Here is a 24992-nt window from a genome sequence, read left to right as displayed (position 1 = left end):
ACCCTTCCTCAAACAGATCGACGGCAGTTAGCCGCTGCTCGGCGGTCAATGAACTATGCGGACGCATGAAAAACTCCCCGGAAGTAAAGATCTGAATTAATCAGTCCAACTTCCGGGGAGCAGTTCACAAAGTGCAGGAGCGTTCGGTAAAACCACCCCGTAGCTGAAGGAGCGTTGGGATATTTAGACGGTTGTCAGGGCGCCTTCACGGACAGCCTTCATGGCGTGGGTCCAGGCAACCAACTGGTCGAACATGGGGGCAACAGATGCGGCCTGCAGTTCGGTGGGCTTGAAGGTGGAGAAGTTCTCGAAGTCGGTGAACAAGGAGAACATGCCCGTCTTCTGCACGTGGGCAACCTGGAGTTCGGAGAGGATTCCGCGCAAGTGCTCCATGGCCCTGACACCGAAGGCTGAGCCGTAGCCCACCATGCCGGCAGCCTTGTTGTTGAACTCAACGTTCAGGTATGAGATGGCGTTGGCCAGGGCAGGCTGAACGGAGTGGTTGTATTCGCCGGTGATGAAGATGTAGCCGTCGAACTCGTTCATCTTCGCTGCCCAGACCTTGGTGTGATCGTTCTGGTAGTTCTGGTAGCCGGCGGGGTACGCCTCATCCAGAACGGGCAGGTTAAAATCGGCAATGTCTACCAGCTCGTAGTCAGCATCTCCGCGCAGCTGTGCCTGGGCCAAAACCCACTCGGCAACTCCGGTGTTGTTGCGGCCGGGGCGGGTGGAACCGGTGACGATAGCGATCTTAGTCATGCGCGTTGCTCCTTGAGATTGATAACCCGCCACCATAGATAGGTGACGTGTCAACTAAAACTTGATGTTTCTATCATGAACCAGACATACTTGATATGTCAACTACTACGTAACAACCACTTGAGGGACATCATGGCTGCACCGGAGATCACGGCAGAAGCAACCGCAGAGCCGCGCTGGCTCACCGAGAAGGAGCGCCAGCTTTGGCTGGAGCTGGTGGAATTCAGCAACGGGCTTCCCCGGGCCATCGACAGGCAACTCAGCCGAGACTCCGAGGTATCAGGGGTGGAATATTCCATACTGGCGTCCATATCCGAGGCGTCCCCCGACGGTGTGCGCTCCGGTGATTTGGCGGCCCGGCTGCAGTGGGAGCGTTCACGACTTTCACATTTGCTGCGCCGCATGGAGGCCCGGGGCCTGATTGGCCGCTGCGCAGCCAGCACCGATGGCCGGGGCCAGGAAATTTCCCTGACTGAGGCCGGCTGGGCCAAAATTCGCAGCGCAGCGCCAGGGCACGTGACCATGGTGCGCGAGACCATTTTCGACCCGATCAGCGTGGCCCAGCAGGAACAATTGCTCCTGGCCATTGGGAGGATCCGAGAAGCTTTCACCGAGCGCGGACTCTGGTGATCCCAGCTGATCTGCGAGGGGAGCCGCCGTCGTGCGCCAAGTGCGGAATACTTGTAACTATGGCGCATCGTAAAGTGATCATCCTCGGCTCAACAGGTTCCATCGGCACCCAGGCGATCGACGTGATCGAACAAGCAACCCTGGCGGACGGCAGCCCGCGCTTTAGTGTGACTGCCCTTAGCGCTGGCGGTGGCAACTTGGAATTGCTGGCGCAGCAGGCCGTGCAGCTGCGGGTTTTGGCGGTTGGAAGTGCCTCGGACGACGCCGGGACCTTGCGTTCCCTGATCGACTCAAGTGCCACTGCGGCCGGCTTGGCAGGCTTCGCGCCGACGATTGTCACGGGCCCGGACGCCTCCACCGTCGTCGCAGCATGGGGGGCGGGAACCGCAGAGGGCGCCGACGTTGTTCTCAATGGCATTACCGGCTCCATTGGCCTGGCCCCAACCCTGGCCGCCCTGGGCACCAGTGCAATTGTGGCGCTTGCCAACAAGGAATCCCTGATTGTGGGCGGCGCCCTGGTCAAGGATGCGGCATCGCCCGGGCAGCTGGTGCCCGTCGATTCGGAGCACTCGGCTCTGGCACAGGCCCTGCGATCCGGCACGGCGGCTGAGGTGGACAAGCTAATTGTGACGGCCTCCGGCGGGCCCTTTCGTGGCCGTAGCCGTGAAGAATTGGCCGACGTGACTCCGGCCCAGGCGCTCAAGCACCCCACTTGGGACATGGGCTTGATGGTCACCACCAACTCCGCCACACTCGTCAATAAGGGCCTGGAGGTCATTGAAGCCCACCTGCTCTTTGACGTCCCGCTTGATCGCATTGAAGCCGTGGTGCACCCGCAATCGGTGGTGCATTCCATGGTGCAGTTCACCGACGGGTCCACCATGGCCCAGGCTTCGCCCCCGGACATGCGCCTGCCCATTGCCTTGGGTTTGGGTTGGCCCGAACGCGTTCCGGGAGCCGCAGTGCCGTGCGACTGGAGCATGGCAACCACTTGGACCTTTGAGCCGCTGGACAACGTGGCGTTTCCCGCCGTCGAACTTGCCAAGGATGCTGCGCGGCGGGGGAGTACGTGCCCCGCCGTCTATAACGCCGCCAACGAGGAAGCCGTCCATGCCTTCCATGCCGGAGAGATAGGCTTTTTGGATATTGTGGACACTATTGCGCAAGTTCTCAGTGAACACACACCGAGTTCGCAGCTGACGCTCGAATCCGTGTTGGAAGCTGAACTCTGGGCGCGCGCGCGGACCCACCAAGTGCTGGCCACCAAGGGCAGAAAATAATTGGGACAAGAAAGTAAATCGTGACTGTATTGCTTTTCATTGGCGGAGTGGTCTTTGTGGCCATTGGGATCGCCCTCTCCATCGCCTTGCACGAGGTGGGCCACCTGCTGCCCGCAAAGCTGTTCAAGGTCCGCGTGACCCGGTACATGATTGGCTTTGGACCCACCCTGTGGTCCAAGAAAAAGGGCGAAACGGAGTACGGCATCAAGGCCATTCCAGCCGGTGGTTATGTTGCCATGGTCGGCATGTACCCGCCGAATCCAGCCGATGGCAGCGTGCGCCCCTCCAGTACGGGCATGTTCCAGACCATCGCCACCGAGGCGCGCAGCGCTGCGCACGAGGAAGTGGGTCCGGAGGACGCCAATAGGGTGTTCTACAAGCTTCCCGTATGGAAAAAAATCATCATCATGCTGGGCGGGCCGTTCATGAACCTGCTCATTGGTGTGGTGCTCATGGGTGTGTTGTTGATGGGCTTTGGGACAGCCCAGGCCACCACCACCTTGGCGGACGTCAACGCCTGCCAGGTGGCTTTTGGTGAACCGACGCCCACGGATCTAAACAATTGCACCAAGACGCCGGCAGCTGCCGCAGGGTTGCGGCCCGGGGACACCATCAAGTCCTTCGACGGTCAGGATGTCACTAACTGGACCGCTTTCACCGACGACGTGCGAGCCTCAGCGGGCAAGACTGTCCCCTTGGTTTACGTCCGCGGTGGGGAAACCATCACCACCAACATCACTCCCGTCCTCACGGCGCGGCCAGTCATTGACGCCAATGGTGTGGCCAAGGTGGATGCCGACGGCAAGGCACTCACTGTGCAGGTAGGGTTCCTGGGCGTTGGGCCCAGTGCGGCCATGGTGCGCCAACCGGCGTCAGCCGTTCTCCCTGCCGTGGGGAACAATATTGTCCAGATCGGCGGGGTGGTTTTCCAACTTCCGCAAAAGCTGGTGGGCGTGGCCCAGGCGGCGTTTAGCTCCGAACCCCGGGATCCGAACGGCCCCATTTCAGTGGTGGGTGTGGGGCGCGTTGCCGGTGAAGTTGCGGCCATGGAGGAGATTCCGTTGAGCTCCCGGGCGGCCACCTTGATTGGCCTGCTGGCTGGTGTAAATCTTGCCCTGTTCGTGTTCAACTTGATTCCGCTGCTCCCGCTCGACGGCGGACACGTGGCGGGTGCGCTGTATGAAGGTGCGCGGCGCACTGTTGCCAAGGTCTTCAAACGCAAGGATCCTGGGCCATTCGATATTGCCAAGCTGCTGCCTGTCACCTACGTTGCTGCCGTGGTGCTCATGGCCATGGGCGCCTTGCTGATCTACGCCGACATTGTGAAACCCGTCAACTTGTTCGGATAGATGTTGTTGCCGGGCCACTCGGCTTCCATTAAACATCCAAAAATGATTGATAGTTGATAAACAATCAATTATGGTTTATTTATGTTTGTGATGACTATTGACCAGCGCGGCAGCCGGATCCATGGCGACAAGGTGCCTCCGCTGCTGAGTCTGTTGGCTAACTTGGATATGGTCCTGCCCTTTGAACGCTCCGTGGGCGATGAAATTCAAGGCGTCTTTGAGGAACCCAGCGCTGTTGTTGAAGCGGTGGCCCGAGTTCTGCGGGAACGCGACTGGTATATAGGTATTGGCCTCGGAGGTGTGGACCTGCCCCTGCCCAAGCACTCCCGGGAGGCATCTGGGAGCGCTTTCGTAGCGGCTCGGGAAGCTGTGGAGGCAGCCAAAAAAACGGGGGAGCGCGTGCCGCTGTGCGTTAAGACGCCTCTCGCTACTGCTGCCGCTGCACGATGGGTTGATGCTGCCGAAGCGGTCCTGGTCCTGGCCGGAGATGTGATCAGGCGCCGGTCCGACGCCGAGTGGCGGGTGCTTGACGCATTGGCGGCTGCACCGGCTGCTTCCCAAAAGGATGTGGCTCAACAACTCGGCATAAGCCCCCAGGCCGTTAGCAAGGCCATAGTGCGCTCCGGCCGTCACGAGGTGCGTCATGGCCGTGAAGCGGCGACCCTTCTCTTGGAGCACGCGAAACAAGCACACAATGTCGGTGCCACACGCTAGTTTAGAGACCACAGTTGTTCCAGCGCCCTGTTCGGGGGATTCGCTGGATGAGGGAGGTTCCGTGGATGCTGTCTGGATAGGCGTGGCACTTGTTGTTGCGGTGGCCGGAGGGTGGCCTGTGACAGCTGGACTCCTCAAATTTGCCACATCAAAAACCGTCCGGGCTGTGGATGACGCAGAGTCCGGAGCCGCCGACGCGTCCGAGGGGCCAGCTGAAGCGGGGTCGGTAACTGCGGCGCCTGAGGCCTCGGCACTGGAGGCCTCGGCACTGGAGACCTCGGCGCCGCGCCCGCGGGTTGAAGTGCTGCGCGGCGGGTTGCTCATTGGGTTCTTGGAACGTGGGGCTGTGGCGGTGGCCATATTTTCCGGTCAGCCGGTGGCCATCGCCTACGTTGTGGCCATCAAGGGCCTGGGCAGGTATCCGGAACTGAAAGACACCCCGGCAGCCAGTGAAAGGTTCATCATTGGCACGCTGGCGTCAATGTTGTGGGCGGCCAGCGTTGCTGCAGTCACAAAAGCACTCCTACTATAGGCTGAATCCATGTCTATTTTTGCTGTTGAGTATGTTTACGGTCCCGAGGCTGAAGATGGCCGCGTGGAGCACCGCCCCGCCCACCGCCAGTGGTTGGCCAGCCAGGCTGAAGCTGAAGTGGTTCTCGCCTCCGGGCCCTACGTTGATGGGGCTGGCGCCTTGCTGATTTTCCGTGCGGCGGATGAAGCCTCCCTGCGTGAACTAGTGGCGCAGGATCCAATGTGCTCAGGCGGGGGCGTTACCGGCCTGAAGATTTCCGCGTGGAATCCCGTCATTGGCCAGCTCAGCGGCTACGTGGCATAGGCCTCACTCGTCCGCCAATGGCGGGGATCAAGCCTACAATCAATGGTAGATACTGCGAGATTCCTTAGCGGCGCCAATCACTGGTGCCCGTGCCGCAATATTTGAATAATGAACTCCAAGGAGCATATTTTGACCTCCGTCAGTCTCGGAATGCCGCCACTGCCCCCGCCGGTACTCACACCTCGGCGCAAAACCCGGCAGATCAAGGTCGGCCCTGTAGGTGTTGGCTCGGATTCGCCCATCAGCGTGCAGTCCATGACCACCACTCCCACCACTGACATCAACGCAACGCTGCAGCAAATTGCTGAACTGACGGCATCGGGTTGCGACATTGTGCGTGTGGCTTGCCCGTCCCAGGATGACGCTGACGCGTTGCCCATCATTGCCCGCAAGTCACAGATTCCTGTCATCGCCGACATCCACTTCCAGCCCAAATACGTTTTTGCGGCCATCGAAGCGGGCTGTGCAGCCGTACGCGTGAACCCCGGAAACATTCGCAAGTTTGATGACCAAGTCAAGGAGATTGCCCGGGCCGCCAAGGACCACGGCACCTCAATCCGCATTGGCATCAACGCCGGTTCCCTGGAGCCGGGCATCATGAAGAAGTACGGCAAGGCAACACCTGAGGCATTGGTGGAGTCCGCCGTGTGGGAGGCGTCCTTGTTTGAGGAGCACGGCTTCTACGACTTCAAGATCTCCGTCAAGCACAACGACCCCGTCATCATGGTGGCAGCCTACGAGATGCTCGCCGAGCAGGGCGACTGGCCCCTGCACCTGGGCGTCACCGAGGCGGGCCCCGCATTCCAGGGCACCATCAAGTCGGCAACGGCCTTTGGTGCACTGCTCTCCAAGGGCATTGGTGACACCATTCGCGTGTCCCTTTCCGCCCCTCCGGTGGAGGAAATCAAGGTTGGCAACCAGATCCTGCAGTCGCTGAACCTGCGCCCGCGCAAGCTGGAAATTGTGTCGTGCCCGTCCTGTGGCCGTGCCCAGGTGGACGTTTACAAGCTGGCCGAAGAAGTCACCGCAGGCCTTGAAGGCATGGAAGTTCCCCTGCGCGTGGCTGTCATGGGTTGCGTTGTCAACGGACCCGGCGAGGCACGTGAAGCAGATCTCGGTGTGGCCTCCGGAAACGGCAAGGGCCAGATTTTTGTGAAGGGAGAAGTCATCAAGACTGTTCCCGAGGATCAAATTGTTGAGACACTCATTGAAGAAGCCATGAAACTAGCCGAACAGATGGAGTCCGATGCCGATGACGCGACTCTCCAAGGTGGCCCCGTGGTTAGCGTTTCCTAAGGCGCCGCAACAACTGCCGGTGCGCGTCCTGGTCCATGCGGACACGGACGCGCTCCGGGGCTTGATAGCGCGCGATCGCGTGGCCAACGTGTTTGTCGATTCGCTGATCGCGCAGAGCAACAGCGCTGTGCCTGCCTTCCCGGGCGCCATCATGCTTGGCATTTTTAAGGACGACGGCGTAACCCTTGCCGCTGCTTGTTGGGTGGGTTCCAATGTGGTGCCCGTCGAAGCAACGGCGGAGCACGCCACGCATTTTGGCCAGTGGATTGTTGATCACTGGCAGCCCCGGGCCTCCATTTTTGGGCCTGCCGAGGCGACGCTAGCCTTGATGAACGTGCTGCACAAGGCAGGCATTTCGGCCCAGGAAATCCGGGCCAACCAACCTCTTCTGACCATTTCTGGCCCTCCGCTGGTGGAACCGAACCCCGCCTTGATCGTGAGCAAGAGCAGCCAATTTAGCGAGATCCTTGCCGCCGCTGCCGCCATGTTCGAAGAGGAAGTGGGGTACTCGCCGTTTCTCGGCGGGGAGGAAAGCTACCGCCGTCGCGTTGCCTGGCTGATCAACCACGGCTATTCCTTCAGCCACGATGAGCCCAGCGGCGAGATCATCTTCAAAGCTGATCTTGGTGCCGTCACCAAGTACGCCACACAGGTTCAAGGGGTGTGGATGAACCCTGAGTACCGTGGCGCCGGGCTCAGTCCCGGATACATGGCAAGCGTTGTTGTTTTGGCCCAAGCCCATGCGCCCATCACAAGCCTCTACGTCAATGACTACAACACTCGCGCCCGGGCAAGCTATGAGCGCGTTGGATTTGAACAAGTAGGCACCTTCGCCACGGTTCTGTTCTGATCCTGCAATCTTCTGCGCTGACTGGACAGATAATGCCGTTTTGCCGCATCATGGCGGCATTGTCTGTCCAGTCAGGAGTTCGGTGTGGCCGTGGCCCGGCATCGGGCGCCGGACTGGCCCCAAATCTCCGCACCACTGCGAGCGTGTAACCCACATCACCAAATTCGCGCTACGATTATGCAACTTGTTGCGCAAAGGAGTGCATTGATGAACGCTGGCCAGTACCCCCACTTGTTCGCCCCGCTGGATTTGGGTTTCACCACCTTGCCCAACCGGGTGTTGATGGGCTCCATGCATGTGGGGCTGGAGGAACGCCCCGGCGGCTTTGAGCGCATGGCGGCGTTTTACGCCGAACGCGCCCGCGGGGGAGTGGCACTGATGGTGACAGGCGGCATCTCACCCAACGATGCCGGCCGGCCCATGAAGGGCGGAGCCAAGCTCAGCACACCCGAAGAAGCAGAGCACCACAAAGTGGTCACCGAGGCGGTGCATGCAGAGGGCGGGAGGATTGCCTTGCAGCTGCTGCACTTTGGCCGCTACGCATCACAAAAGGAGCTGGTGGCACCCAGTGCCGTGCAGGCACCCATCAGCCCGCTGACTCCGCATCCGCTCAGCGCTGACGAGGTGGAGCAAACCATTGAGGACTTTGTCCACGCCGCCCAGCTGGCCCAGTCGGCAGGCTACGACGGCGTGGAAATCATGGGGTCCGAGGGTTACTTGATCAATGAATTTGTAGCCAGGCGCACCAACCACCGCAGCGATGAGTGGGGTGGATCGTACGCGAACCGGATGCGTTTCCCCGTGGAAATTGTCCGCCGCACCCGTGAGCGGGTGGGGGAGAATTTCATCATCATCTACAGGCTCTCCATGCTTGATCTGGTCGAGGACGGCTCTACGCTGGAGGAAGTCATCGCTCTGGCCCAGGCCGTAGAAGAGGCCGGTGCCACCATCATCAACACCGGCATCGGCTGGCACGAGGCTCGAATACCCACCATCGCAACCTCCGTGCCACGGGCAGGTTACGCGTGGGTCACCAAGAAGGTCATGGGATCTGTCAGTATTCCCTTGATCACCACAAACCGCATCAACACCCCGGATGTGGCCGAGCAGCTCCTTGCCGACGGCACAGCCGACATGGTCTCCATGGCGCGGCCGTTCCTGGCTGATTCATTCTTCATGCGCAAAGCCCAACAGGGCCGCAGCGATGAGATCAACAGCTGCATTGCCTGCAACCAGGCCTGCCTGGATCACACCTTCGTCGGGAAAACGTCGTCGTGCCTGGTCAATCCGCGCGCATGCCACGAAACCGAGATCGTCATTGCGCCCACGCAGGAGCCCAAGAAGCTGGCGGTGGTTGGCGCCGGACCCGCCGGGCTGGCCTTTGCTGTCACGGCTGCTGAGCGCGGCCACCACGTGACGCTCTTTGAATCGGCAGCTGAGATTGGCGGCCAGTTCAACCTGGCCAAGCAAATTCCGGGCAAGGAGGAATTCCACGAAACCATCAGGTATTTTGCCCGCCAAATCCAGCTGCGCGGTATTGAATTGCGCCTGAACACCCGGGCCACGGCCGAGTCTCTGAGCGCTGAAAACTTTGCCGAGGTGGTGCTGGCCAGCGGTGTCACCCCGCGCCTTCCCGAGCTCGACGGCGTGGACCATCCCAGCGTCATGAGCTACGTGGACGTGCTGCGGGAAAAGAAGGACGTGGGTGCCACTGTGGCGATCCTGGGTGCCGGCGGCATTGGTTTTGACGTGGCCGAGTACATCACCCAGCACGGCACCAGCGCCACCCTGGTCCCGGAGAAGTTTTACCGCGAGTGGGGCATTGACGCGCAGTACACCGGCGCCGGCGGCATCACCACGCCTGAACCGCAGCGCCCGGACCGCCGGGTTGCCCTTTTCCAGCGCAAGGAAACCAAAGTGGGCGCCGGCCTGGGCAAGACGACAGGCTGGATCCACCGCACAGCGTTGAAAGCCAAGGGCGTGCAGATGGTCCCGGGTGTGGAGTACCAAAAGATTGACGACGCCGGACTCCACCTGCGCGTCAACGGCACCGACACTGTCCTCGCCGTCGATACCGTGATCCTGTGCACCGGGCAAGAACCACAGCGTGAACTGCAGGCCGGGCTGGAAGCCCGGGGCGCCGTCGTGCATGTCATTGGTGGGGCGGATGTGGCGGCCGAGCTCGATGCCAAGCGGGCCATCGACCAGGGCACCCGGCTCGCGGCAGAGATCTAAGGAAAGCCATGGCTTTGGCACAAGCAATCTTGACCTCGCTGTTGGAAAAGCCCTGCACGGGGGCCGAATTGGCGCGCCGCTTTGACAAGTCGCTGGGTCATTTCTGGCAAGCAACGCACCAGCAGATTTACCGGGAATTGGGGAAGCTGGAGCACGACGGGTTGGTCCGGGCCCATGGCCTGGCGGCAACGCGCGGCCAGCAGCGGCACTTTGAAGTTCTCGCAACAGGGAAGGCTGCACTGGAGTCATGGTGTGCCGAGCCGGGGGAGCCGCGCCCCATCCGGGACGAACTTCTGGTGCGCCTGCGGGCGGCAGCGGTTTTAGGCACCGTTGATGTGCGGGTCGAGCTGCTGCGCCACCAAGGGATGCATGCACAGACGCTCGATCGCTACCTGGCCATTGAGGCGCACGATTTTCCGGCTGATGCCCAAAAAACTGTGGCTGATGAGTTGCAGTTTGCTGTTTTGCGGGCAGGAATTGTGTACGAGCAGTCGTGGCTGAACTGGTGTGAGCAGACTCTTTCGCACGCGCCCGCAATCCAGAAACCGTCACTTGTGGAGGTTTGGCCTCCCGCGGATTAGCTGCTGGCGGATTCCTGCTCGGCGGCCTGGGCTTTGAGGGCATGGGCGGTGGACTCAAGCAGGGATGCCGTCTGGACAATGACGGGAGCATATGATGACTGCCAGGCGTGCCGGAAAACAAAGGCGTCGGGACCTTCCCAGCGCAGGTTGTTGCTTATCCGGGCGCTCAACTCGTTCAAGACAGTCAGGAGGACGGTGTGCGCCCGTTCCAGCTCGACGGCGAACTGCCGTAAATCCTCCGGGGCTGCACCAAGATGGCCGGTGCTCATGGAAACTCCTGCAATCTGCCGATACGTTGAACCTCCACAATAGGTTGCGGCGGACTCAACAAGCCATGGGCAGAGCTACCCATGACCCTTTGGGCTCAGGTGCTCTGGCGCCGCAACGTCAAGGAAGCCAGCAACAAACCGGCCACCACAAAGGCGGCCACCACCATAAGGTCTGTCACCAGATCGGCGCTCGGATCTTTGTGGGCGGCAACTTCCTGCAAACCATCCACGGCAAAACTCAGCGGCAAAACGTTGGAGATGGCCTCCAAAACACCATTCATCTGATCGCGTGCCACAAAGAGGCCACACAGCAGGATTTGCGGAATCACCACAACAGGCATGAACTGCACCGCCTGAAACTCGGTGGTGGCAAACGCCGAACACAACAGCCCCAACGCCACACCCAGAACTGCCGTCAGCACGGAAATTAGCACCACCCAACCAGCATTTCCAGCGATCTTCAGCCCAAAAACCCAGTACGCGGTAGCCGCGGCCACCAAGGCTTGCAGACCGGCCATGATGGAAAATGCCAGGGCGTAGCCAAACAACAAGTCAGCCTTGTGGATGGGCGTTGTCAAAAGGCGTTCCAGCGTTCCCGAGGTCCGTTCCCGCAACATGGTGATGGAGGTGACAAGGAACATCACCACAAACGGGAAAATGCCCAGCATCATCAACCCCACCCGGTCAAAGGTGCGTGGCTGCCCGGGGGCCAAGGCCTCGTTTTGGTACAGCCAATACACCAGTGCCAACAGCACGGCGGGGACCACAAGGATCAGCCCAATGCTGCGGGGATCGCCCTTGAGCTGTCCCAGTACGCGAACACAGGTGGCCCACATCATCGAGAGATTCATGACGCGGCGCTTCCTTCGGATTCGGCTGCCTGGATGAGTCGCAGGAAGGCCAGCTCAAGATCGTCCGTCTCACCCTGGACGCGCAGTTGCCCGGGCGTCAGCTGTGCCAACAGCATGCCCTCCCGCAGGAGCAACAGCGAATCGCAATGTCCCGCTTCCTCCATGACGTGGCTGGAAATGATGAGCGTGGTGCCCTCCGCCGCCATCTCTGAAAACTGTTTCCACAGGTCAGCCCGCAGCACGGGATCCAGGCCCACAGTGGGTTCATCCAAGACCAGCAGCTTTGGCCTGCCCACTAGGGCGCAGGCCAGTGAGACGCGGCTGAATTGCCCGCCAGACAAATCCCCGGCCTTGCGTTTGGCAAACTCGCCCAACCCCACAGCCGCCAGCACAGCATGGGCGTCCTCCCTGCCGCGGCCATGCACAGCCCCAAAATAGCGCACATTGTCTACAACACTGACGTCCTTGTACACGCTGGCTGCCTGGGTGACGTAGCCGACGTCGTTCCTGTTCTGCAGGTCTCCTGCCGGACGTCCCAGAACACTGACCGTCCCCGCGGTAACTTTTTGGACGCCCACCAGCGCCCGCATCAAGGTGGTCTTTCCACTGCCAGACGGTCCCAGCAACCCCGTGATGCGGCCCTGCTGGATGTTGAAGGACACATTTGCCAGCACGGTGGTCTTGCCGCGGTGAACACGCAAGCCCTCAACGCTGACAGCGATGGGGCCGTTGGTGCCCGAGGGATTGGCAGGGACCGGGAGGGGGGCGAAAGGACCGTCGGGGGCGGGCAACTCTGCTTTGTGAGACATCAGGGCTCCAAGATTGCAGGTGCATGAACCTATCCACTCAAACTAGACCCGCCGTGAACAGCTGTCCAGCAAAGCCCCCACCAGAAGACATATTCGCAGACACGGTGGAAATGCTTGAAGTTGTGCACGGTCGCCACGTAGTTTGGCAGAGGCTGCACTAGCAAAGTGCGCATTCCATATTCATGTGGAATTGAAGTGAACTGAAAGGACCTACCTCATGGCAGTTTCGGTTAATTTGGCAAAGGCACTCGACAAGGAATTCGAGGACAAGTCATTGGACGTAATTCTCGACGCCTCACCGGCGGCGCTGGCTGGCATCACTGACGCCAAGGCAGCGGCTCTGAAGGAACTTCTAGGCATTAAAACAATTCGCGAGCTGGGCAGCAATAAGTTCTTCGCAGTCGCCGGGGTACTGGTGGCCCTGGAAAACAAATCAGGCTAGTCCCTGATCTCTCCCCATGTGCAGCCGCTGGCGCGTCTGCACATGGGGACCCCTCGAGATCAGGGGCCCATAGGTGGCTGGACCCCTCGGGTGCGTGGGCCCATAGGTGGGTGGAGGCCTCGGGTGCGTGGGACCAGCCGTGTTTGCGCCCCTCCTCGCGGGCGCGTGTGCCATCGCATTGCTTGAACCGGTAGATTAGAGTCCGTGCGTCTGTATCGACGACGGCACCTACCAACTTCAAGAAATGGAAAATTCGCCCGTGGCACTTCGCCTTTCCACACTCTTTTTACGTACCCTGCGTGAAGATCCCGTCGACGCCGAAGTGGACAGCCACAGGCTCCTGCTGCGTGCCGGCTACATCCGCCGCGCGGCGCCGGGCATCTACACGTGGCTCCCTCTGGGCCTGCGCGTGCTGCGCAAGGTTGAAACCATTGTGCGCGAAGAGATGGACGCGATCGGTGCCCAGGAAGTCCACTTCCCGGCTTTGCTGCCCAAGGAGCCCTACGAGCAGACCAACCGCTGGCAGGAATACGGTGACGGCATCTTCCGTCTCCAGGACCGCAAGGGTGCTGACTACCTGCTGGCCCCCACGCACGAGGAAATGTTCACGCTGCTGGTCAAGGACCTGTACTCCTCGTACAAGGACCTGCCGCTGAGCCTGTACCAGATCCAGAACAAGTACCGCGACGAGGCCCGTCCCCGTGCAGGCCTCCTGCGCGGTCGCGAGTTCATCATGAAGGATTCCTACTCCTTTGACATTGACGACGCCGGACTGGAAGCCAGCTACATGGCCCACCGCGGTGCCTACTTGCGTATTTTTGAGCGTCTGGGCCTGGAAATCATCCCGGTTGCAGCCACGGCTGGTGCCATGGGTGGTTCCAAGAGTGAAGAGTTCTTGCACCCCATGGCCATCGGCGAGGATACTTTTGTGCGCTCGGCCGGCGGTTACGCTGCCAACGTTGAGGCTGTCACCACTGTCGTGCCGGAAGAGATTGATTTCAGCAACGCAGCTGCAGCCCTTGTCCGCGACACCCCGGACACACCCACCATTGACACCTTGGTGGACGCCGCAAACCAGCTCGCACCGCGTGCCGAAGGCGCTTGGACGGCTGCCGACACGTTGAAGAACGTGGTCCTGGCCATTGACCTGCCCACGGGCGAGCGCCAGATTGTCGTTGTTGCCCTGCCGGGTGACCGCGATGTTGACCTCAAGCGCATCGAAGCCAACATTGGCACGCACCTTTCCATCGGCGGCGAAGTTGGTGTTGAAGCTGCCGGCGAAGCGGACTTGAAGAAGCACCCGGGCCTCATCAAGGGCTACATTGGCCCTGGCCTGAGCCTGGCTGCAGCTGTCTTGGGTACCGAAGCTGCCACCAAGCTGCTGTTCCTTGTTGATCCCCGCGTAGTATCGGGCACCAGCTGGATCACCGGCGCCAACGAAGAAGGCAAGCACGTGTTCGGCCTTGTCGCTGGCCGCGACTTCACCTGGGACGGCACCATCGAGGCCGCCCAAGTCCGTGAAGGCGATCCCGCCCCCGACGGATCCGGACCCCTGGAAACAGCCCGTGGCATTGAAATGGGCCACATCTTCGCCCTGGGCACCAAGTACAGCAAGGCCATGGACCTGAAGGTTTTGGACCAGAACGGCAAGCTCGCCGTTGTCACGATGGGTTCCTACGGCATCGGAGTCACCCGTGCAGTTGCTGCCTTGGCCGAATCCAACCACGACGACAAGGGCCTGATCTGGCCCTCCAACGTTGCTCCCGCCCACGTGCACGTGGTGGCAGTGGGTCGTGGCGAGGAAATCTTCGACACGGCAGCCCAGCTGACCGCCGATCTGGAAGCTGCCGGACTGGAAGTCATTTACGATGACCGTCCCAAGGTTTCTCCCGGCGTGAAGTTCGGCGACGCTGAACTCCTCGGTGTCCCCACCATCCTGGCCGTGGGCCGCGGACTGGTGGACGGCGTCGTGGAGATCAAGAACCGCGCCACAGGTGTTGCCGAGAACGTGGCAGTGGCCGAGGCCGTTCAGTACATCCTCGACCAGCAGTAACACCACAACTGGCCCGCAGAAAACGGCGAAAATTCGCTATTTTGGCGCGATTTTCGGCGTTTTCTGCGGGCCACTTTGAGTTGCCTTGGCTATGCACAGCGCTGGCAGCCAGCGAGGCGCAGCTTGGTCACTGGCGCCACGCTAGGGGACTGCAGTGCGCATGAGCAAAGCTATGTCAGGGTATGCGCCGCACTCGTGTCTAGGGCGGCGCATAACCTAGGGCGGCCCTTGCTCACGGTGCAACCTCAACTAGGCATCGTCAATAACGATGATTTGACACTGCGCCAGAAGAATTATCGCTTGCCACGGCAAGGACGAAGCGATCACGAACTGACCCGCAGAAAACGGCGAAAATTCGCTATTTTGGCGCGATTTTCGGTGTTTTCTGCGGGCCAGTTGTCATGAATGAGGGGGGACGAATGATTTCCGGTTTTGAAGACATCACCACTGCGACGATTCTGTTGATCATTGTGGCCGGCTTTGCTGCCGGCTGGATCGACGCCGTGGTGGGCGGCGGCGGACTGCTGCAGCTGCCTGTGGTGCTCATGATCCCGGGGATCACTCCGGTCCAGGCTCTGGCCACGAACAAGATGGGTTCCATCTTTGGCACGGCCACCAGCTCGGTGACGTACTACAGACGCGTCAAACCTGACATGCGCACGGCCCTGCCCATGGCCGGGGTGGCGCTGTTGGGCAGCCTTGGCGGTGCAGTGGTGGCCGCCAGCCTGCCAGGTTCAGTGTTCAAGCCCATTATTGTTGTGGCCTTGGTGGTGGTGCTTCTCTTCACGGCCTTCAAACCCAACATCGGCGAACTGACGGCGCTGCGCCACTCTGGCCACAAGCACTACGTTGTGGCTGTCTGCATTGGTGGTCTGATTGGTTTTTACGACGGCCTCATTGGGCCGGGCACTGGCTCCTTTTTGGTCATAGCCATGGTCAGCCTCATGGGTTACGCCTTCCTGGAAGCGAGTGCCAAGGCCAAAATCGTCAATCTGGCAACCAACGCCGGTGCCCTCATGTTCTTCCTGCCCCACGGTTCGCTGCTGTGGGGAGTGGGCCTGGTCCTCGGCGCGGCCAACATGGCTGGCGGCTATCTCGGCGCCCGGACAGCTGTGAAACAAGGCAGCAAGTTCATCAGGATTGTGTTCCTGGTGGTGGTGGGAGCGCTGATCATCAAACTGGGTCTTGATGTCTGGAACGAAAACATCGTTAATAGCTAGCAGCCATGGAGTCCTTGACTGATTCTTCCCGTCAAATACAGTGATTGCATAGTGGAATCACAGGTGAAAGTGAAGCGATGACCGTACGCGCCGACCTGAACAGCTCTCTCGACGGGTACACCACAACCACCGATCAAACCCCCGAGCATCCGTTCGGCCACGGTGGTGAGCGACTTCCTCCAAGCCGGACTCATTGACCAACTCCACGTGGCAATCAACCCCATCCTGAGCACCGGAGCCCTAGTACAGCACCTTGAGTTGCTGTGCTTCCGGCAGGCCAGGGAGTGTTCTGCCGGCCAGGGTGCTGGCCACCCACAGTGACCGCTGGGCGTCGTCGTGCGCCGACTCCTCCACATAGCACAGCGCATTTTCCACTTCCCGCACCACTGACCACTGCACAGCAAGCTCCTCGTCCAACCCCGCCGCGTTGGCCAATTGGGATGCTCGACGGCGGAGCCCGGCTTCGGGGTTGCGTGCAGGTAGGTCTCGGAGACGGTTCCAAAGGCACGGTGCAACAGCAAATTCGGCGTCGCCAAGCTGGGCCTGCGGATCGATGGCCAGGTACTCATTGCCGTCGAGGCGGGCCAAAACATTCAGGTAGTGCAAATCTGTGTGAACCAGGACGTCATTGCTGCTCCTCCGGCCAACAACCCCACGGATCTGGCAGACTTCCAAAGCCGCTTCCAAGAGCCACCGGGGGAACGGCTCACTAAGATCGGCCCATCGTTGGGGCAATTCGTCGCAGTATCTTTCGGCGGTGGCAGCAATCGCAGGGATCTGGGGCCATTGTGGGCGGGCGTCGGGCCGAATGCTGAGGGCTTTGACTAGCCCACCCCACGTGGCAACCGCCTCATCCATGGGCAGCTCCAGCAAGGAACGGTTGACATCCAGCCGCTCCATGAGGATGGCACCCAAGGCTTCATCGCTGGCCAAAACGCGCACAGTTCCGTGACCGTCCCAGAGTTTTAGCGCAACCGGTTCCAATAATGCTTCCTCGTAGGGGAATGCCACCTTCAAGGCGGCGGTTCCTCCGGCGTGTGTGAGCACGGGAATGACCACGCCGGTGTGGCCGTGCCACGGCAGGGCACCCCGGGGCACATCCACACGGAGTTCCCATTGCTCCAGAGCCTGCCGGATGAATCCGGGCAGGTTTCTCAACCACAGCCGTCCCTCGTGACTTCCACGGTGGCGCAATTGCAAGGGTTCGGGAATCACTACGCTCATGGACACACCCCGAGTTTAGTCGCAGTCTCTGTCTCAAGCCCTCCGGCGTCGAACAAGCACGGAACGACCCGACCAGTCCGCCGGAGCCAAGCAAACTTCCGATCGCGAAGGTGGCCGCGGTCCAGCCGGTGATGGCCGGGGCGTTCTTCGCGGGACGCTAGGGCGTTGCGGTTGCGGACGGAGGAAGCGTCGCGGCCAGCCCCGGCAGGGCACCCACGGTGCCTCCCCAAAACGCCTGTTTCTGGGCTGAATCCAACAACCAGGCAACGGAAATTTCGCGCAGATTGCTGGGGTTCGACGGCTCCTGGCTCGGTGTCGACGGGGCGGGTTCAGCCGAGGCAGCACCTGCCGTTGGCGTGACCGCGGAGGAGCTCTGGGCAAGACTTAGCGCGGCAAGATCACCGTAGATGGCGCTCAGTTCGCCTTCCAAGCGGGCCAGAGCTTTTGCCGGTGCTGAGGTGAATGATGAATCCAACCCGAAACCCGCAACAGGGGTGGCCAGGGGCAGGCACCTGAGCTCAAGTTCCGCATTGAGTACCTGCAGTTTCCGCTTATGCCCTGCCAGCAACGTCGCCGAGCTGGAAAATTGCGGTTCAGCGAAGCGGGTTGTGGCTACTTGGTAGGCGTAGACAGCCTTTTGTTCACCCATGGCGCCAGCACGCAGGGCGGCATCGATGGTTGCGCCAGGGCGGGGTTCCAGCGTGGATTTACAGGTTGGTCCCACAGCTGCGGGGAAGTCGACGCGAGCCGGCAGGAACTGTGATGGTTGCGGCGTGGTGCCCACAGCCGTGCTGAGGTTTTGGCTCTGCAGTAGTTGGCTGGTTCCCGCGGCCGCAAAAACTCGCCCCATGGCGTAGTCGGCGGTCATCGCGTTGCTCAGCAACGCTTCACCACTGGCGTGCAGGGCCGCAGTGAACTGAGCCAGTGTTGGGGGAGCGGGAGTGGCTGTGGGGGTGGTGGTGCTGGCCGGTAAACCGTCGCCAAGTGCGGCAGCCTGGACGGCCAAATCCACGGCCGTTTGGCTCAGAATGTCCTGAACCGTGACACTGCCCACGGAGCCGCCCAAGTGGCTGGCCTGGGCTAGGAGCCGCGTTGTTTGCTCCCAGGTGCGCTGCCGGTTTGCCTCCGTCTGGGAAGGGCCAACAGCTGCCTCGTCGTGTCCGGTGAGCACGGTTCCCATGCCTACCACCACAAGCGAAATGACCAGCAGAAAAAATAGTCCACGCGCGAACGAGGCAAACTTGCCTCTGCGCTGGCCCCGACGCCTGCCGGGCTGTTCCTGAGGCTGCTGACCGGCGCCGGGCTCTGCGATGATGCGGCCCGATTCGGGCACCGGTGCGGCCGTCAGCGCCTGAGCTGCTGCGGTTGCCGCAGGCGATGCAACGGCGGCCCCGGTCATGGGCCCTTGCTCTGCCAGGCGCCTTTCGCGACGGGAAAGCGGAACCGCAGCCTCCGTTACGGGCTGCTCCGCAAGAGCTGTATCGGCTGCTTCAGTCTCGTCGGCAACTGCTTCGGGCTCAAGGGCATCGACAGCAGGTTTCTGTGTTGCATCGTCCCCGGGCGCATCGGCAGGGACCGTTGCCGTCTCCTCGGACGGGTCAGCCGACGCGCCTGCAAATTTGCTTGCCACGGTATTTGGAGTCACGGCGGCCTGTGCGTCAGCAGCCCCGTCTTCTGAAGCTGGTTCCTCCACTGCGTTGGTTTCGGCGGGCCGAGCGTCAACTGCTTCAATCTCTGACGCAGGTTCGTAGCTAGACTCGGGTTCGCGCAAGGCTGGGGGATCGGCGTCAGGGGAGTGGCCGTCCGGTGCCGGCGACTCTGATTCTTGCAGTGTGGGCTCGCTCAACGGCGATTCAGCCAACGCCGATTCTTGGGCGGACTGCACCGGGGCAGGTGCAGGCACCAGCGTTCCATCAGCGCCAACAACCAACAGGGCCGGCACACTGGAAAGTGACGTGGCGGGAGCGCCGGCAGGAGCCGTGGCCCGGCGGGGGCCCTTGCGCGATGGCTTGGCCGCCCCTGCATGGGTGTCAGGAACCGTCACAGCGGGGGCGTCGGCGCAGGAATCGGCCGGAGAATGTGGATTGCTCACAACTGTAAATCATCTCATGGTTGCTTCGACAACCCGGTACTGAAAGGGCCTGTGCCGGCAAAGTTGCGCAGGAGTGCGTTCATACTCACACCCATTCCGTTCAGCGGCATGCCCGGAAACTCGGTAGTCTATATATCTACAACATCATCAATAGGGAGGCGTGCGTCCAATGACCAAGCCAGATAGGCCCAAATCGGCCGCACGCTCAGAGCACTCACACTCAGCGCACCCACATGCAGCCCTAGACACTGTGGCGGAGGCGCAAAGACTCCACGAACTCCTAGCCCCCACAGTGACTGCAGCGGACCTTTACTTGGAAGAAGTAAAAGTTCACCTGGCCGGATCCCACCGCACCGTTTCGGTGGTTGTGGACCTGCCCGAGGATGCCTCCGGCGGCGTTGGAATGGACGCCATTTCAGCCATTTCCCGAGAGCTCTCCGAGGTGATGGATGCTGATCCTTACGACGACGGACGCGCCTACGACCTTGAAATCTCCTCGCCCGGGGCCACCCGACCCTTGACTGAACCGCGGCACTGGCGACGAGCCTTGGGCCGCATGGCCAAAGTTAATGCGGCCGATCGGGAAAACTTTATGGGCCGGATCCTGGCTGTGGATGACGACGGTGTGCTCTTCAAGCCCGAACTGCCGGTAAAAAAGGGTATGAAGGCAAAGCAAGGCGAAGTCGAAAAAGTCTTGTTTACAGCCATTCGACGTGGTGTTGTTGAGCTGGAATTTGCTCGCCTGGAAGAGGCCGAGCTCGATTTGGAATTTGAACCGACTGGCGGCAACGCAGTCGATGGAGAGGGAAACTGACCATGGACATAGATATGAGCGCACTTCGCGAGTTGGAGCGTCAACGAGAAATCCCCTTGGATTTGCTCATCCCCACCATTGAGCAGGCGCTGCTGATGGCCTACCACAAGTCCCCGGGATGCCATGAGATGGCCCGTGCGGAGCTTGACCGTAAGAGCGGCCATGTCACCATCTGGGCTGCCGAGCTCGACGACGACGACCAGCCCGTCGGTGAGTTTGACGACACCCCCAAAGGTTTTGGTCGCATTGCCGCCAGCACGGCACGCCAGATCATCTTGCAGCGACTGCGCGACGTTGAAGATGACAACGTCCTGGGCGAGTTCCGTGGCAAGGAAGGCGAGCTGGTTGCCGGTCAGATTCAGCAAGGCAACAACCCCAACATGATTCAGGTTCACCTGGGCGCTGTTGAAGGCGTTCTGCCCCCCAACGAGCAGGTACCTGGCGAGGACTACCGCCACGGCACCCGCATCCGTGCGTTCGTGGTGGACGTCCACCGCGGACTCAAGGGCCCCTCCATCACCTTGTCACGTTCACATCCGGGCCTGGTGCGCAAGCTTTTCGAGATGGAAGTTCCGGAAATTGCTGACGGCACCGTGGAAATCGTTGCCCTGGCCCGGGAAGCCGGCCACCGCAGCAAGATTGCCGTGCAGGCCAACAAGCTCGGCGTCAATGCCAAGGGTTCCTGCATCGGTGAGATGGGCTCGCGTGTCCGCGCCGTCATGACCGAACTCAACGATGAGAAGATTGACATTGTTGATTTCAGCGCCGATCCGGCCACTTTCATCGCCAACTCCCTCTCCCCGTCGAAGGTGATTTCAGTCACCATCATTGACGAGGGTCTGCGCTCCGCCCGCGTTGTCGTCCCTGATTATCAGCTGTCTTTGGCCATTGGCAAGGAAGGGCAGAACGCCCGACTGGCAGCCAAGCTCACCGGCTGGCGCATCGACATCGTCTCCGACGCCGCGGCTGTTTAGGCCTGCGGCCAAACGGCGCGGTAGAATAAGACGAACCGGGCCTGCAAATGCCCTGATGCCCAAAAACACTTGAAGGTACAGCACAGTTGGCAAAGAACGCAGTTGCAGAAGAATTTGAAACTGCCGATGCCAACCAGGCTGTACGGACATGTATTGGGTGCAGGAAAAAAGCAGACCGGTTGCAACTAGTACGGGTAGTGCGTTCAACCAACAGTTCCGGGGAACTGGAAGCGTTGGTTGATGTATTGCGTCGTATGCCTGGCAGGGGAGCGTGGCTGCACCCCCACCCGGATTGTTGGAAACTGGCTATCAAACGCCGCGCCATTGGCAGGGCCCTTCCGGGGGTCACCGCCATCAGCGAGGTTGAGAGCTTTGCGCAAAACAGTCTTGAACAAGGCGAACCCACGTAAATTACGAACCTATTTGTCCCTATGTGAAAGCGGGTCAGAAAACCGATGGAAACCCGATGAGTACCCAGCGATGAGTGCCCAACAATGAGCAATTTCACGTGCTCTCACGCCGCCCATTCCGGCATGGAATGGTGCAGTAAGAATTAAGCGGTTCGTACCTGTCCGGTGCGGGCCGAGACAGGAGAAATGTGGCCAAGGCCCGCGTCCACGAGCTTGCAAAAGAGCTCGGTATCACCTCAAAAGAAGCAGTAAGTAAACTGCAGGAGTTGGGCGAATTCGTTCGTTCAGCATCCTCCACCATTGAGGCCCCCGTTGTGAAGAAACTTCGCGACGCATTCCCTCTGGCAGTCAAGGCTGCCGAGTCCAAGCCCGAAGCAGCAGCTCCGGCCGCCCCCGCAGCACCGGCCGCACCAGCGGCCAAGGCTCCGGCAGCGCCCGCAGCAGCCGCACCGGCTGCACCTAGTGCTGTTGTTCCTGGTCCCAAGGCAGCTACTCCGGGCGCCAAGCCCGGCTTCAAGCCTGCCCCGGCACCCGCAGCCCCGGCCGCACCCGCTCCAGCCGCACCTGTTGCAGAGGCAGCTCCGGCTGCTCCCGCAGCAGCGGCTGCCCCGGCTCCGAAGGCACAGACACCCGGAGCCCCCCGCCCCGGCAACAACCCCTTCGCTACTTCTCAGGGCATGCCGCGTTCAGGCCGCCCGGAGCGTACGGAAAACCGCAATGAGAACCGCAGCGACACCCGTGGCGGCGACAACCGTGCGCCGCGTCCGGCAGGTGCCGGGGCTCCTCGCCCCGGTAACAACCCGTTCGCTCCGTCTCAGGGCATGCCCCGTCCGGGAACTCCGCGCAATGCCGAAGCCGGCACTGGTGGACCCCGTCCCGGTGGACCCCGCCCCGCAGCTGGCGCTGGCGGCCCCCGTCCGGGTGCTCCCCGTCCGGCTGGCGCTCCCGGAGCCGGTGGACCCCGTCCCGCAGGTGGCGCTCCGCGTCCCGGCGGTGCCCGTCCCACTCCCGGCATGATGCCCAACCGCACCGAGCGCCCCGCTGCGCCCGGTCGCGGAACTGACCGTCCCGGCGCTCCGGGCCGCGGTCGTCCGGGCGCTCCCGGTGCTACACCCGGTGGCGCTCCCGCTGGCGGCGCTCCCGCCGGTGGTGGCTTCGGCAAGGGTGGCCGCGGTCGCGGTGGTACCCAGGGTGCTTTCGGTAAGGGCGGCGCAGGCCGTGGCAAGCAGCGCAAGTCGAAGCGTGCCAAGCGTCAAGAACTAGAGCAGATGAGTGCTCCTTCACTGGGCGGCGTGAGCGTACCCCGTGGAGACGGCAGCACAGTTATTCGTTTGCGTCGTGGCGCGTCCATCTCGGACTTTGCCGACAAGATTGAGGCAAACCCGGCAGCATTGGTGACAGTGCTCTTCCACTTGGGTGAAATGGCTACCGCCACTCAGTCCTTGGATGAAGACACCTTCGCACTCTTGGGTGCCGAGCTGGGCTACAAGGTCCAGGTTGTTTCCCCTGAGGATGAAGAGCGTGAGCTGCTGAGCAGCTTCGACATCGACTTCGATGCCGAGCTTGAAGCTGAGGGTGACGAGGACCTTGAGGTTCGTCCCCCCGTTGTCACGGTCATGGGTCACGTTGACCATGGTAAGACGCGCCTGTTGGACGCCATCCGCAAGTCGGATGTTGTTGCTGACGAGCACGGTGGCATCACCCAGCACATCGGTGCGTACCAGATCGTGCACGAGCACGAGGGTACCGAACGCCGCATCACCTTCATCGATACACCCGGTCACGAGGCGTTCACCGCCATGCGTGCCCGTGGTGCCAAGGTCACCGACATCGCCATCTTGGTGGTTGCCGCTGATGATGGCGTCATGCCGCAGACCATTGAGGCGCTCAACCACGCCCAGGCAGCTAACGTGCCGATCGTGGTTGCAGTGAACAAGATTGACAAGGACTCAGCTAACCCGGAGAAGATCCGTGGCCAGCTGACCGAATACGGTCTGGTTCCCGAAGAATACGGTGGCGACACCATGTTCGTGGACGTTTCAGCACGCAACAACATCAACATCGAGGAACTCCTCGAAGCTGTGCTGTTGACCGCTGATGCTGCCTTGGATATGCGCGCCAACCCGAACAAGGATGCCCGCGGTATTGCCATCGAAGCGAACCTGGACAAGGGCCGCGGTTCCGTGGCCACCGTTCTGGTGCAGTCGGGTACCTTGCACGTTGGTGACACCATCGTTGCTGGTACTGCCCACGGCCGTGTTCGTGCCATGTTTGATGAGAACGGTGACGTCATCTCCGAGGCCGGTCCTTCGCGTCCGGTTCAGGTTCTGGGTCTGTCCAACGTTCCCCGTGCAGGTGACACGTTCTTCGTTACCGGCGACGAGCGTACAGCCCGCCAGATCGCTGAAAAGCGTGAGGCAGCTGACCGTAACGCCGCACTGGCCAAGCGCCGCAAGCGCATCAGCCTGGAAGACTTCGACCAGGCAGTTGCTGACGGCAAGGTTGACACACTTAACCTCATCCTCAAGGGTGACGTTTCCGGTGCTGTTGAGGCCCTGGAAGACTCCTTGCTCAAGATCGATGTTGGCGAAGGCGTGCAGCTGCGCGTCATCCACCGCGGTGTTGGTGCGATCACCCAGAACGACGTCAACCTGGCAACAGTGGACAACGCGATCATCATCGGCTTCAACGTCAAGCCGGCCGAGCGTGTTGCCGAACTGGCTGACCGCGAAGGCGTTGACATGCGCTTCTACTCGGTCATCTATGGCGCCATTGATGACATTGAGCTGGCTCTTAAGGGCATGCTCAAGCCTGAGTACGAGGAAGTTCAGCTCGGTACCGCTGAGATCCGCGAAGTATTCCGCTCCTCGAAGCACGGCAACATTGCTGGTTCCATTGTTCGCTCCGGAACCATCCGCCGTAACTCCAAGGCACGCGTGCTCCGTGGCGGCAAGATCATCGGTGAAAACCTCACTGTTGACTCGCTCAAGCGCTTCAAGGATGACGCCACTGAAGTCCGTACGGACTTCGAGTGTGGTATCGGTTTGGGTTCGTTCAACGACCTGCAGGCCGAAGACATCATCGAGACGTTCGAGATGCGCGAAAAGCCGCGCGTCTAATACGATCTCAACCGAGTGGGGCCCCCGTCTGCTACGCCGATGGGGGCCCCGCCCGCTTTGCGCCACACACGACTTCGTCGGTGTGTCGCTACAGGCGCCCGATGCCACTCCCGGGCCCCCATCGGCTTCGCAGCCCGGGGGCGGCGTCGGCGTAGACTCGCTTTAGTCTCGCGGAACGAACCTGGA

Annotated in this window: 23 protein-coding genes; 17 read left to right on the top strand and 6 right to left on the bottom strand. The window is 61.1% G+C overall.

The features are described from left to right. Window positions 1-183 precede the first annotated feature (183 nt). Window positions 184-759: an NADPH-dependent FMN reductase gene (locus CVS28_RS13400; RefSeq protein WP_103466337.1), complete on the bottom strand. Its 576-nt coding sequence runs from the start codon at window positions 757-759 to the stop codon at window positions 184-186. Between the two features lie 75 nt (window positions 760-834). On the opposite strand from CVS28_RS13400, the gene CVS28_RS13395 reads away from it, so the two are divergent. The 10 genes from CVS28_RS13395 to CVS28_RS13350 all read left to right on the top strand — a co-directional run bounded on the left by CVS28_RS13395 (window position 835) and on the right by CVS28_RS13350 (window position 10529). Further along, a complete protein-coding gene (locus CVS28_RS13395) occupies window positions 835-1389 on the top strand; it encodes a MarR family winged helix-turn-helix transcriptional regulator (RefSeq protein ID WP_243399888.1) in 555 nt (184 codons plus the stop codon). A gap of 59 nt (window positions 1390-1448) precedes the next feature. Then, window positions 1449-2669, top strand: a complete 1221-nt coding sequence (dxr, locus tag CVS28_RS13390; protein ID WP_103481838.1) for a 1-deoxy-D-xylulose-5-phosphate reductoisomerase — start codon at window positions 1449-1451, stop codon at window positions 2667-2669. 17 nt (window positions 2670-2686) lie between these two features. Further along, window positions 2687-4018, top strand: coding sequence for a M50 family metallopeptidase (locus CVS28_RS13385; protein ID WP_103481837.1), 1332 nt, complete (start codon window positions 2687-2689; stop codon window positions 4016-4018). Window positions 4019-4099: 81 nt separating this feature from the next. After that, window positions 4100-4732: a MarR family transcriptional regulator gene (locus CVS28_RS13380; RefSeq protein WP_103481836.1), complete on the top strand. Its 633-nt coding sequence runs from the start codon at window positions 4100-4102 to the stop codon at window positions 4730-4732. 61 nt (window positions 4733-4793) lie between these two features. After that, window positions 4794-5264, top strand: a complete 471-nt coding sequence (locus tag CVS28_RS13375) for a hypothetical protein (protein ID WP_103481835.1) — start codon at window positions 4794-4796, stop codon at window positions 5262-5264. Window positions 5265-5273: 9 nt separating this feature from the next. After that, complete coding sequence (locus CVS28_RS13370) at window positions 5274-5567, top strand: YciI family protein (RefSeq protein WP_103481834.1); 294 nt, start codon at window positions 5274-5276, stop codon at window positions 5565-5567. A 129-nt stretch (window positions 5568-5696) separates the two neighbouring features. Further along, window positions 5697-6863: a flavodoxin-dependent (E)-4-hydroxy-3-methylbut-2-enyl-diphosphate synthase gene (ispG, locus tag CVS28_RS13365; RefSeq protein ID WP_103466481.1), complete on the top strand. Its 1167-nt coding sequence runs from the start codon at window positions 5697-5699 to the stop codon at window positions 6861-6863. Then, complete coding sequence (locus CVS28_RS13360) at window positions 6820-7713, top strand: GNAT family N-acetyltransferase (RefSeq protein ID WP_103481833.1); 894 nt, start codon at window positions 6820-6822, stop codon at window positions 7711-7713. Before ispG ends, CVS28_RS13360 begins: the two co-directional genes overlap by 44 nt. A gap of 207 nt (window positions 7714-7920) precedes the next feature. After that, on the top strand, window positions 7921-9948 hold the full coding sequence (locus tag CVS28_RS13355; RefSeq protein WP_103481832.1) for an oxidoreductase: 2028 nt from the start codon (window positions 7921-7923) through the stop codon (window positions 9946-9948). Between the two features lie 8 nt (window positions 9949-9956). Further along, entirely contained in the window at window positions 9957-10529 is a 573-nt protein-coding gene (locus tag CVS28_RS13350; protein WP_103481831.1) for a PadR family transcriptional regulator, read from the top strand. Here CVS28_RS13350 and CVS28_RS13345 read toward each other — a convergent pair. From CVS28_RS13345 to CVS28_RS13335, 3 genes are all read right to left on the bottom strand, one after another. After that, window positions 10526-10798 carry a hypothetical protein gene (locus CVS28_RS13345; RefSeq protein WP_103466346.1) on the bottom strand — a complete coding sequence of 91 codons (273 nt, stop codon included), beginning with the start codon at window positions 10796-10798 and terminating at the stop codon, window positions 10526-10528. The genes CVS28_RS13350 and CVS28_RS13345 overlap by 4 nt on opposite strands. A 95-nt stretch (window positions 10799-10893) precedes the next feature. Continuing rightward, window positions 10894-11649 carry an ABC transporter permease gene (locus CVS28_RS13340; RefSeq protein WP_243399887.1) on the bottom strand — a complete coding sequence of 252 codons (756 nt, stop codon included), beginning with the start codon at window positions 11647-11649 and terminating at the stop codon, window positions 10894-10896. After that, entirely contained in the window at window positions 11646-12458 is an 813-nt protein-coding gene (locus CVS28_RS13335; RefSeq protein ID WP_103481830.1) for an ABC transporter ATP-binding protein, read from the bottom strand. The genes CVS28_RS13340 and CVS28_RS13335 overlap by 4 nt, the downstream gene beginning before the upstream one ends. Before the next feature lie 217 nt (window positions 12459-12675). On the opposite strand from CVS28_RS13335, the gene CVS28_RS13330 reads away from it, so the two are divergent. The 3 genes from CVS28_RS13330 to CVS28_RS13320 all read left to right on the top strand — a co-directional run bounded on the left by CVS28_RS13330 (window position 12676) and on the right by CVS28_RS13320 (window position 16173). Then, window positions 12676-12900 carry a hypothetical protein gene (locus CVS28_RS13330; RefSeq protein WP_103466348.1) on the top strand — a complete coding sequence of 75 codons (225 nt, stop codon included), beginning with the start codon at window positions 12676-12678 and terminating at the stop codon, window positions 12898-12900. A gap of 259 nt (window positions 12901-13159) precedes the next feature. After that, window positions 13160-14953, top strand: a complete 1794-nt coding sequence (locus CVS28_RS13325; protein WP_103481829.1) for a proline--tRNA ligase — start codon at window positions 13160-13162, stop codon at window positions 14951-14953. 419 nt (window positions 14954-15372) lie between these two features. Continuing rightward, window positions 15373-16173, top strand: a complete 801-nt coding sequence (locus tag CVS28_RS13320; RefSeq protein ID WP_103481828.1) for a sulfite exporter TauE/SafE family protein — start codon at window positions 15373-15375, stop codon at window positions 16171-16173. 240 nt (window positions 16174-16413) lie between these two features. On the opposite strand, the gene CVS28_RS13310 is transcribed toward CVS28_RS13320, so the two are convergent. Next, entirely contained in the window at window positions 16414-17397 is a 984-nt protein-coding gene (locus tag CVS28_RS13310; protein WP_103481827.1) for an aminoglycoside phosphotransferase family protein, read from the bottom strand. Between the two features lie 157 nt (window positions 17398-17554). Beyond that, window positions 17555-19489: a DUF4439 domain-containing protein gene (locus tag CVS28_RS13305; RefSeq protein ID WP_103481826.1), complete on the bottom strand. Its 1935-nt coding sequence runs from the start codon at window positions 19487-19489 to the stop codon at window positions 17555-17557. Between the two features lie 169 nt (window positions 19490-19658). On the opposite strand from CVS28_RS13305, the gene CVS28_RS13300 reads away from it, so the two are divergent. From CVS28_RS13300 to infB, 4 genes are all read left to right on the top strand, one after another. After that, the gene (locus tag CVS28_RS13300; RefSeq protein WP_103466353.1) at window positions 19659-20303 is read left to right on the top strand and encodes a ribosome maturation factor RimP; all 645 of its coding nucleotides are present in this window, start codon (window positions 19659-19661) and stop codon (window positions 20301-20303) included. 2 nt (window positions 20304-20305) lie between these two features. Then, window positions 20306-21277 carry a transcription termination factor NusA gene (nusA, locus tag CVS28_RS13295; RefSeq protein WP_103466354.1) on the top strand — a complete coding sequence of 324 codons (972 nt, stop codon included), beginning with the start codon at window positions 20306-20308 and terminating at the stop codon, window positions 21275-21277. Between the two features lie 86 nt (window positions 21278-21363). Further along, the gene (locus tag CVS28_RS13290; protein WP_103481825.1) at window positions 21364-21687 is read left to right on the top strand and encodes a YlxR family protein; all 324 of its coding nucleotides are present in this window, start codon (window positions 21364-21366) and stop codon (window positions 21685-21687) included. Window positions 21688-21875: 188 nt separating this feature from the next. Further along, window positions 21876-24806 carry a translation initiation factor IF-2 gene (gene infB / locus CVS28_RS13285; protein WP_103481824.1) on the top strand — a complete coding sequence of 977 codons (2931 nt, stop codon included), beginning with the start codon at window positions 21876-21878 and terminating at the stop codon, window positions 24804-24806. Window positions 24807-24992 lie beyond the last annotated feature (186 nt).

Source organism: Arthrobacter glacialis, assembly GCF_002909415.1.
GTDB classification, from domain to species: domain Bacteria; phylum Actinomycetota; class Actinomycetes; order Actinomycetales; family Micrococcaceae; genus Specibacter; species Specibacter glacialis.
The sequence above is the reverse complement of the archived record's forward strand: the minus strand, read 5'-3'. Positions and strand labels throughout refer to the sequence as shown.

Coding starts and splice junctions, on each gene's coding strand:
- CVS28_RS13310 (WP_103481827.1), bottom strand. CDS start 17,397: ATGAGCGTAGTGATTCCCGAACCCTTGCAATTGCGCCACCGTGGAAGT.
- CVS28_RS13395 (WP_243399888.1), top strand. CDS start 835: ATGAACCAGACATACTTGATATGTCAACTACTACGTAACAACCACTTG.
- CVS28_RS13400 (WP_103466337.1), bottom strand. CDS start 759: ATGACTAAGATCGCTATCGTCACCGGTTCCACCCGCCCCGGCCGCAAC.
- CVS28_RS13350 (WP_103481831.1), top strand. CDS start 9,957: ATGGCTTTGGCACAAGCAATCTTGACCTCGCTGTTGGAAAAGCCCTGC.
- dxr (WP_103481838.1), top strand. CDS start 1,449: ATGGCGCATCGTAAAGTGATCATCCTCGGCTCAACAGGTTCCATCGGC.
- CVS28_RS13360 (WP_103481833.1), top strand. CDS start 6,820: ATGACGCGACTCTCCAAGGTGGCCCCGTGGTTAGCGTTTCCTAAGGCG.
- CVS28_RS13370 (WP_103481834.1), top strand. CDS start 5,274: ATGTCTATTTTTGCTGTTGAGTATGTTTACGGTCCCGAGGCTGAAGAT.
- CVS28_RS13380 (WP_103481836.1), top strand. CDS start 4,100: ATGTTTGTGATGACTATTGACCAGCGCGGCAGCCGGATCCATGGCGAC.
- CVS28_RS13335 (WP_103481830.1), bottom strand. CDS start 12,458: ATGTCTCACAAAGCAGAGTTGCCCGCCCCCGACGGTCCTTTCGCCCCC.
- CVS28_RS13345 (WP_103466346.1), bottom strand. CDS start 10,798: ATGAGCACCGGCCATCTTGGTGCAGCCCCGGAGGATTTACGGCAGTTC.
- nusA (WP_103466354.1), top strand. CDS start 20,306: ATGGACATAGATATGAGCGCACTTCGCGAGTTGGAGCGTCAACGAGAA.
- CVS28_RS13355 (WP_103481832.1), top strand. CDS start 7,921: ATGAACGCTGGCCAGTACCCCCACTTGTTCGCCCCGCTGGATTTGGGT.
- CVS28_RS13320 (WP_103481828.1), top strand. CDS start 15,373: ATGATTTCCGGTTTTGAAGACATCACCACTGCGACGATTCTGTTGATC.
- CVS28_RS13330 (WP_103466348.1), top strand. CDS start 12,676: ATGGCAGTTTCGGTTAATTTGGCAAAGGCACTCGACAAGGAATTCGAG.
- CVS28_RS13300 (WP_103466353.1), top strand. CDS start 19,659: ATGACCAAGCCAGATAGGCCCAAATCGGCCGCACGCTCAGAGCACTCA.
- CVS28_RS13340 (WP_243399887.1), bottom strand. CDS start 11,649: ATGAATCTCTCGATGATGTGGGCCACCTGTGTTCGCGTACTGGGACAG.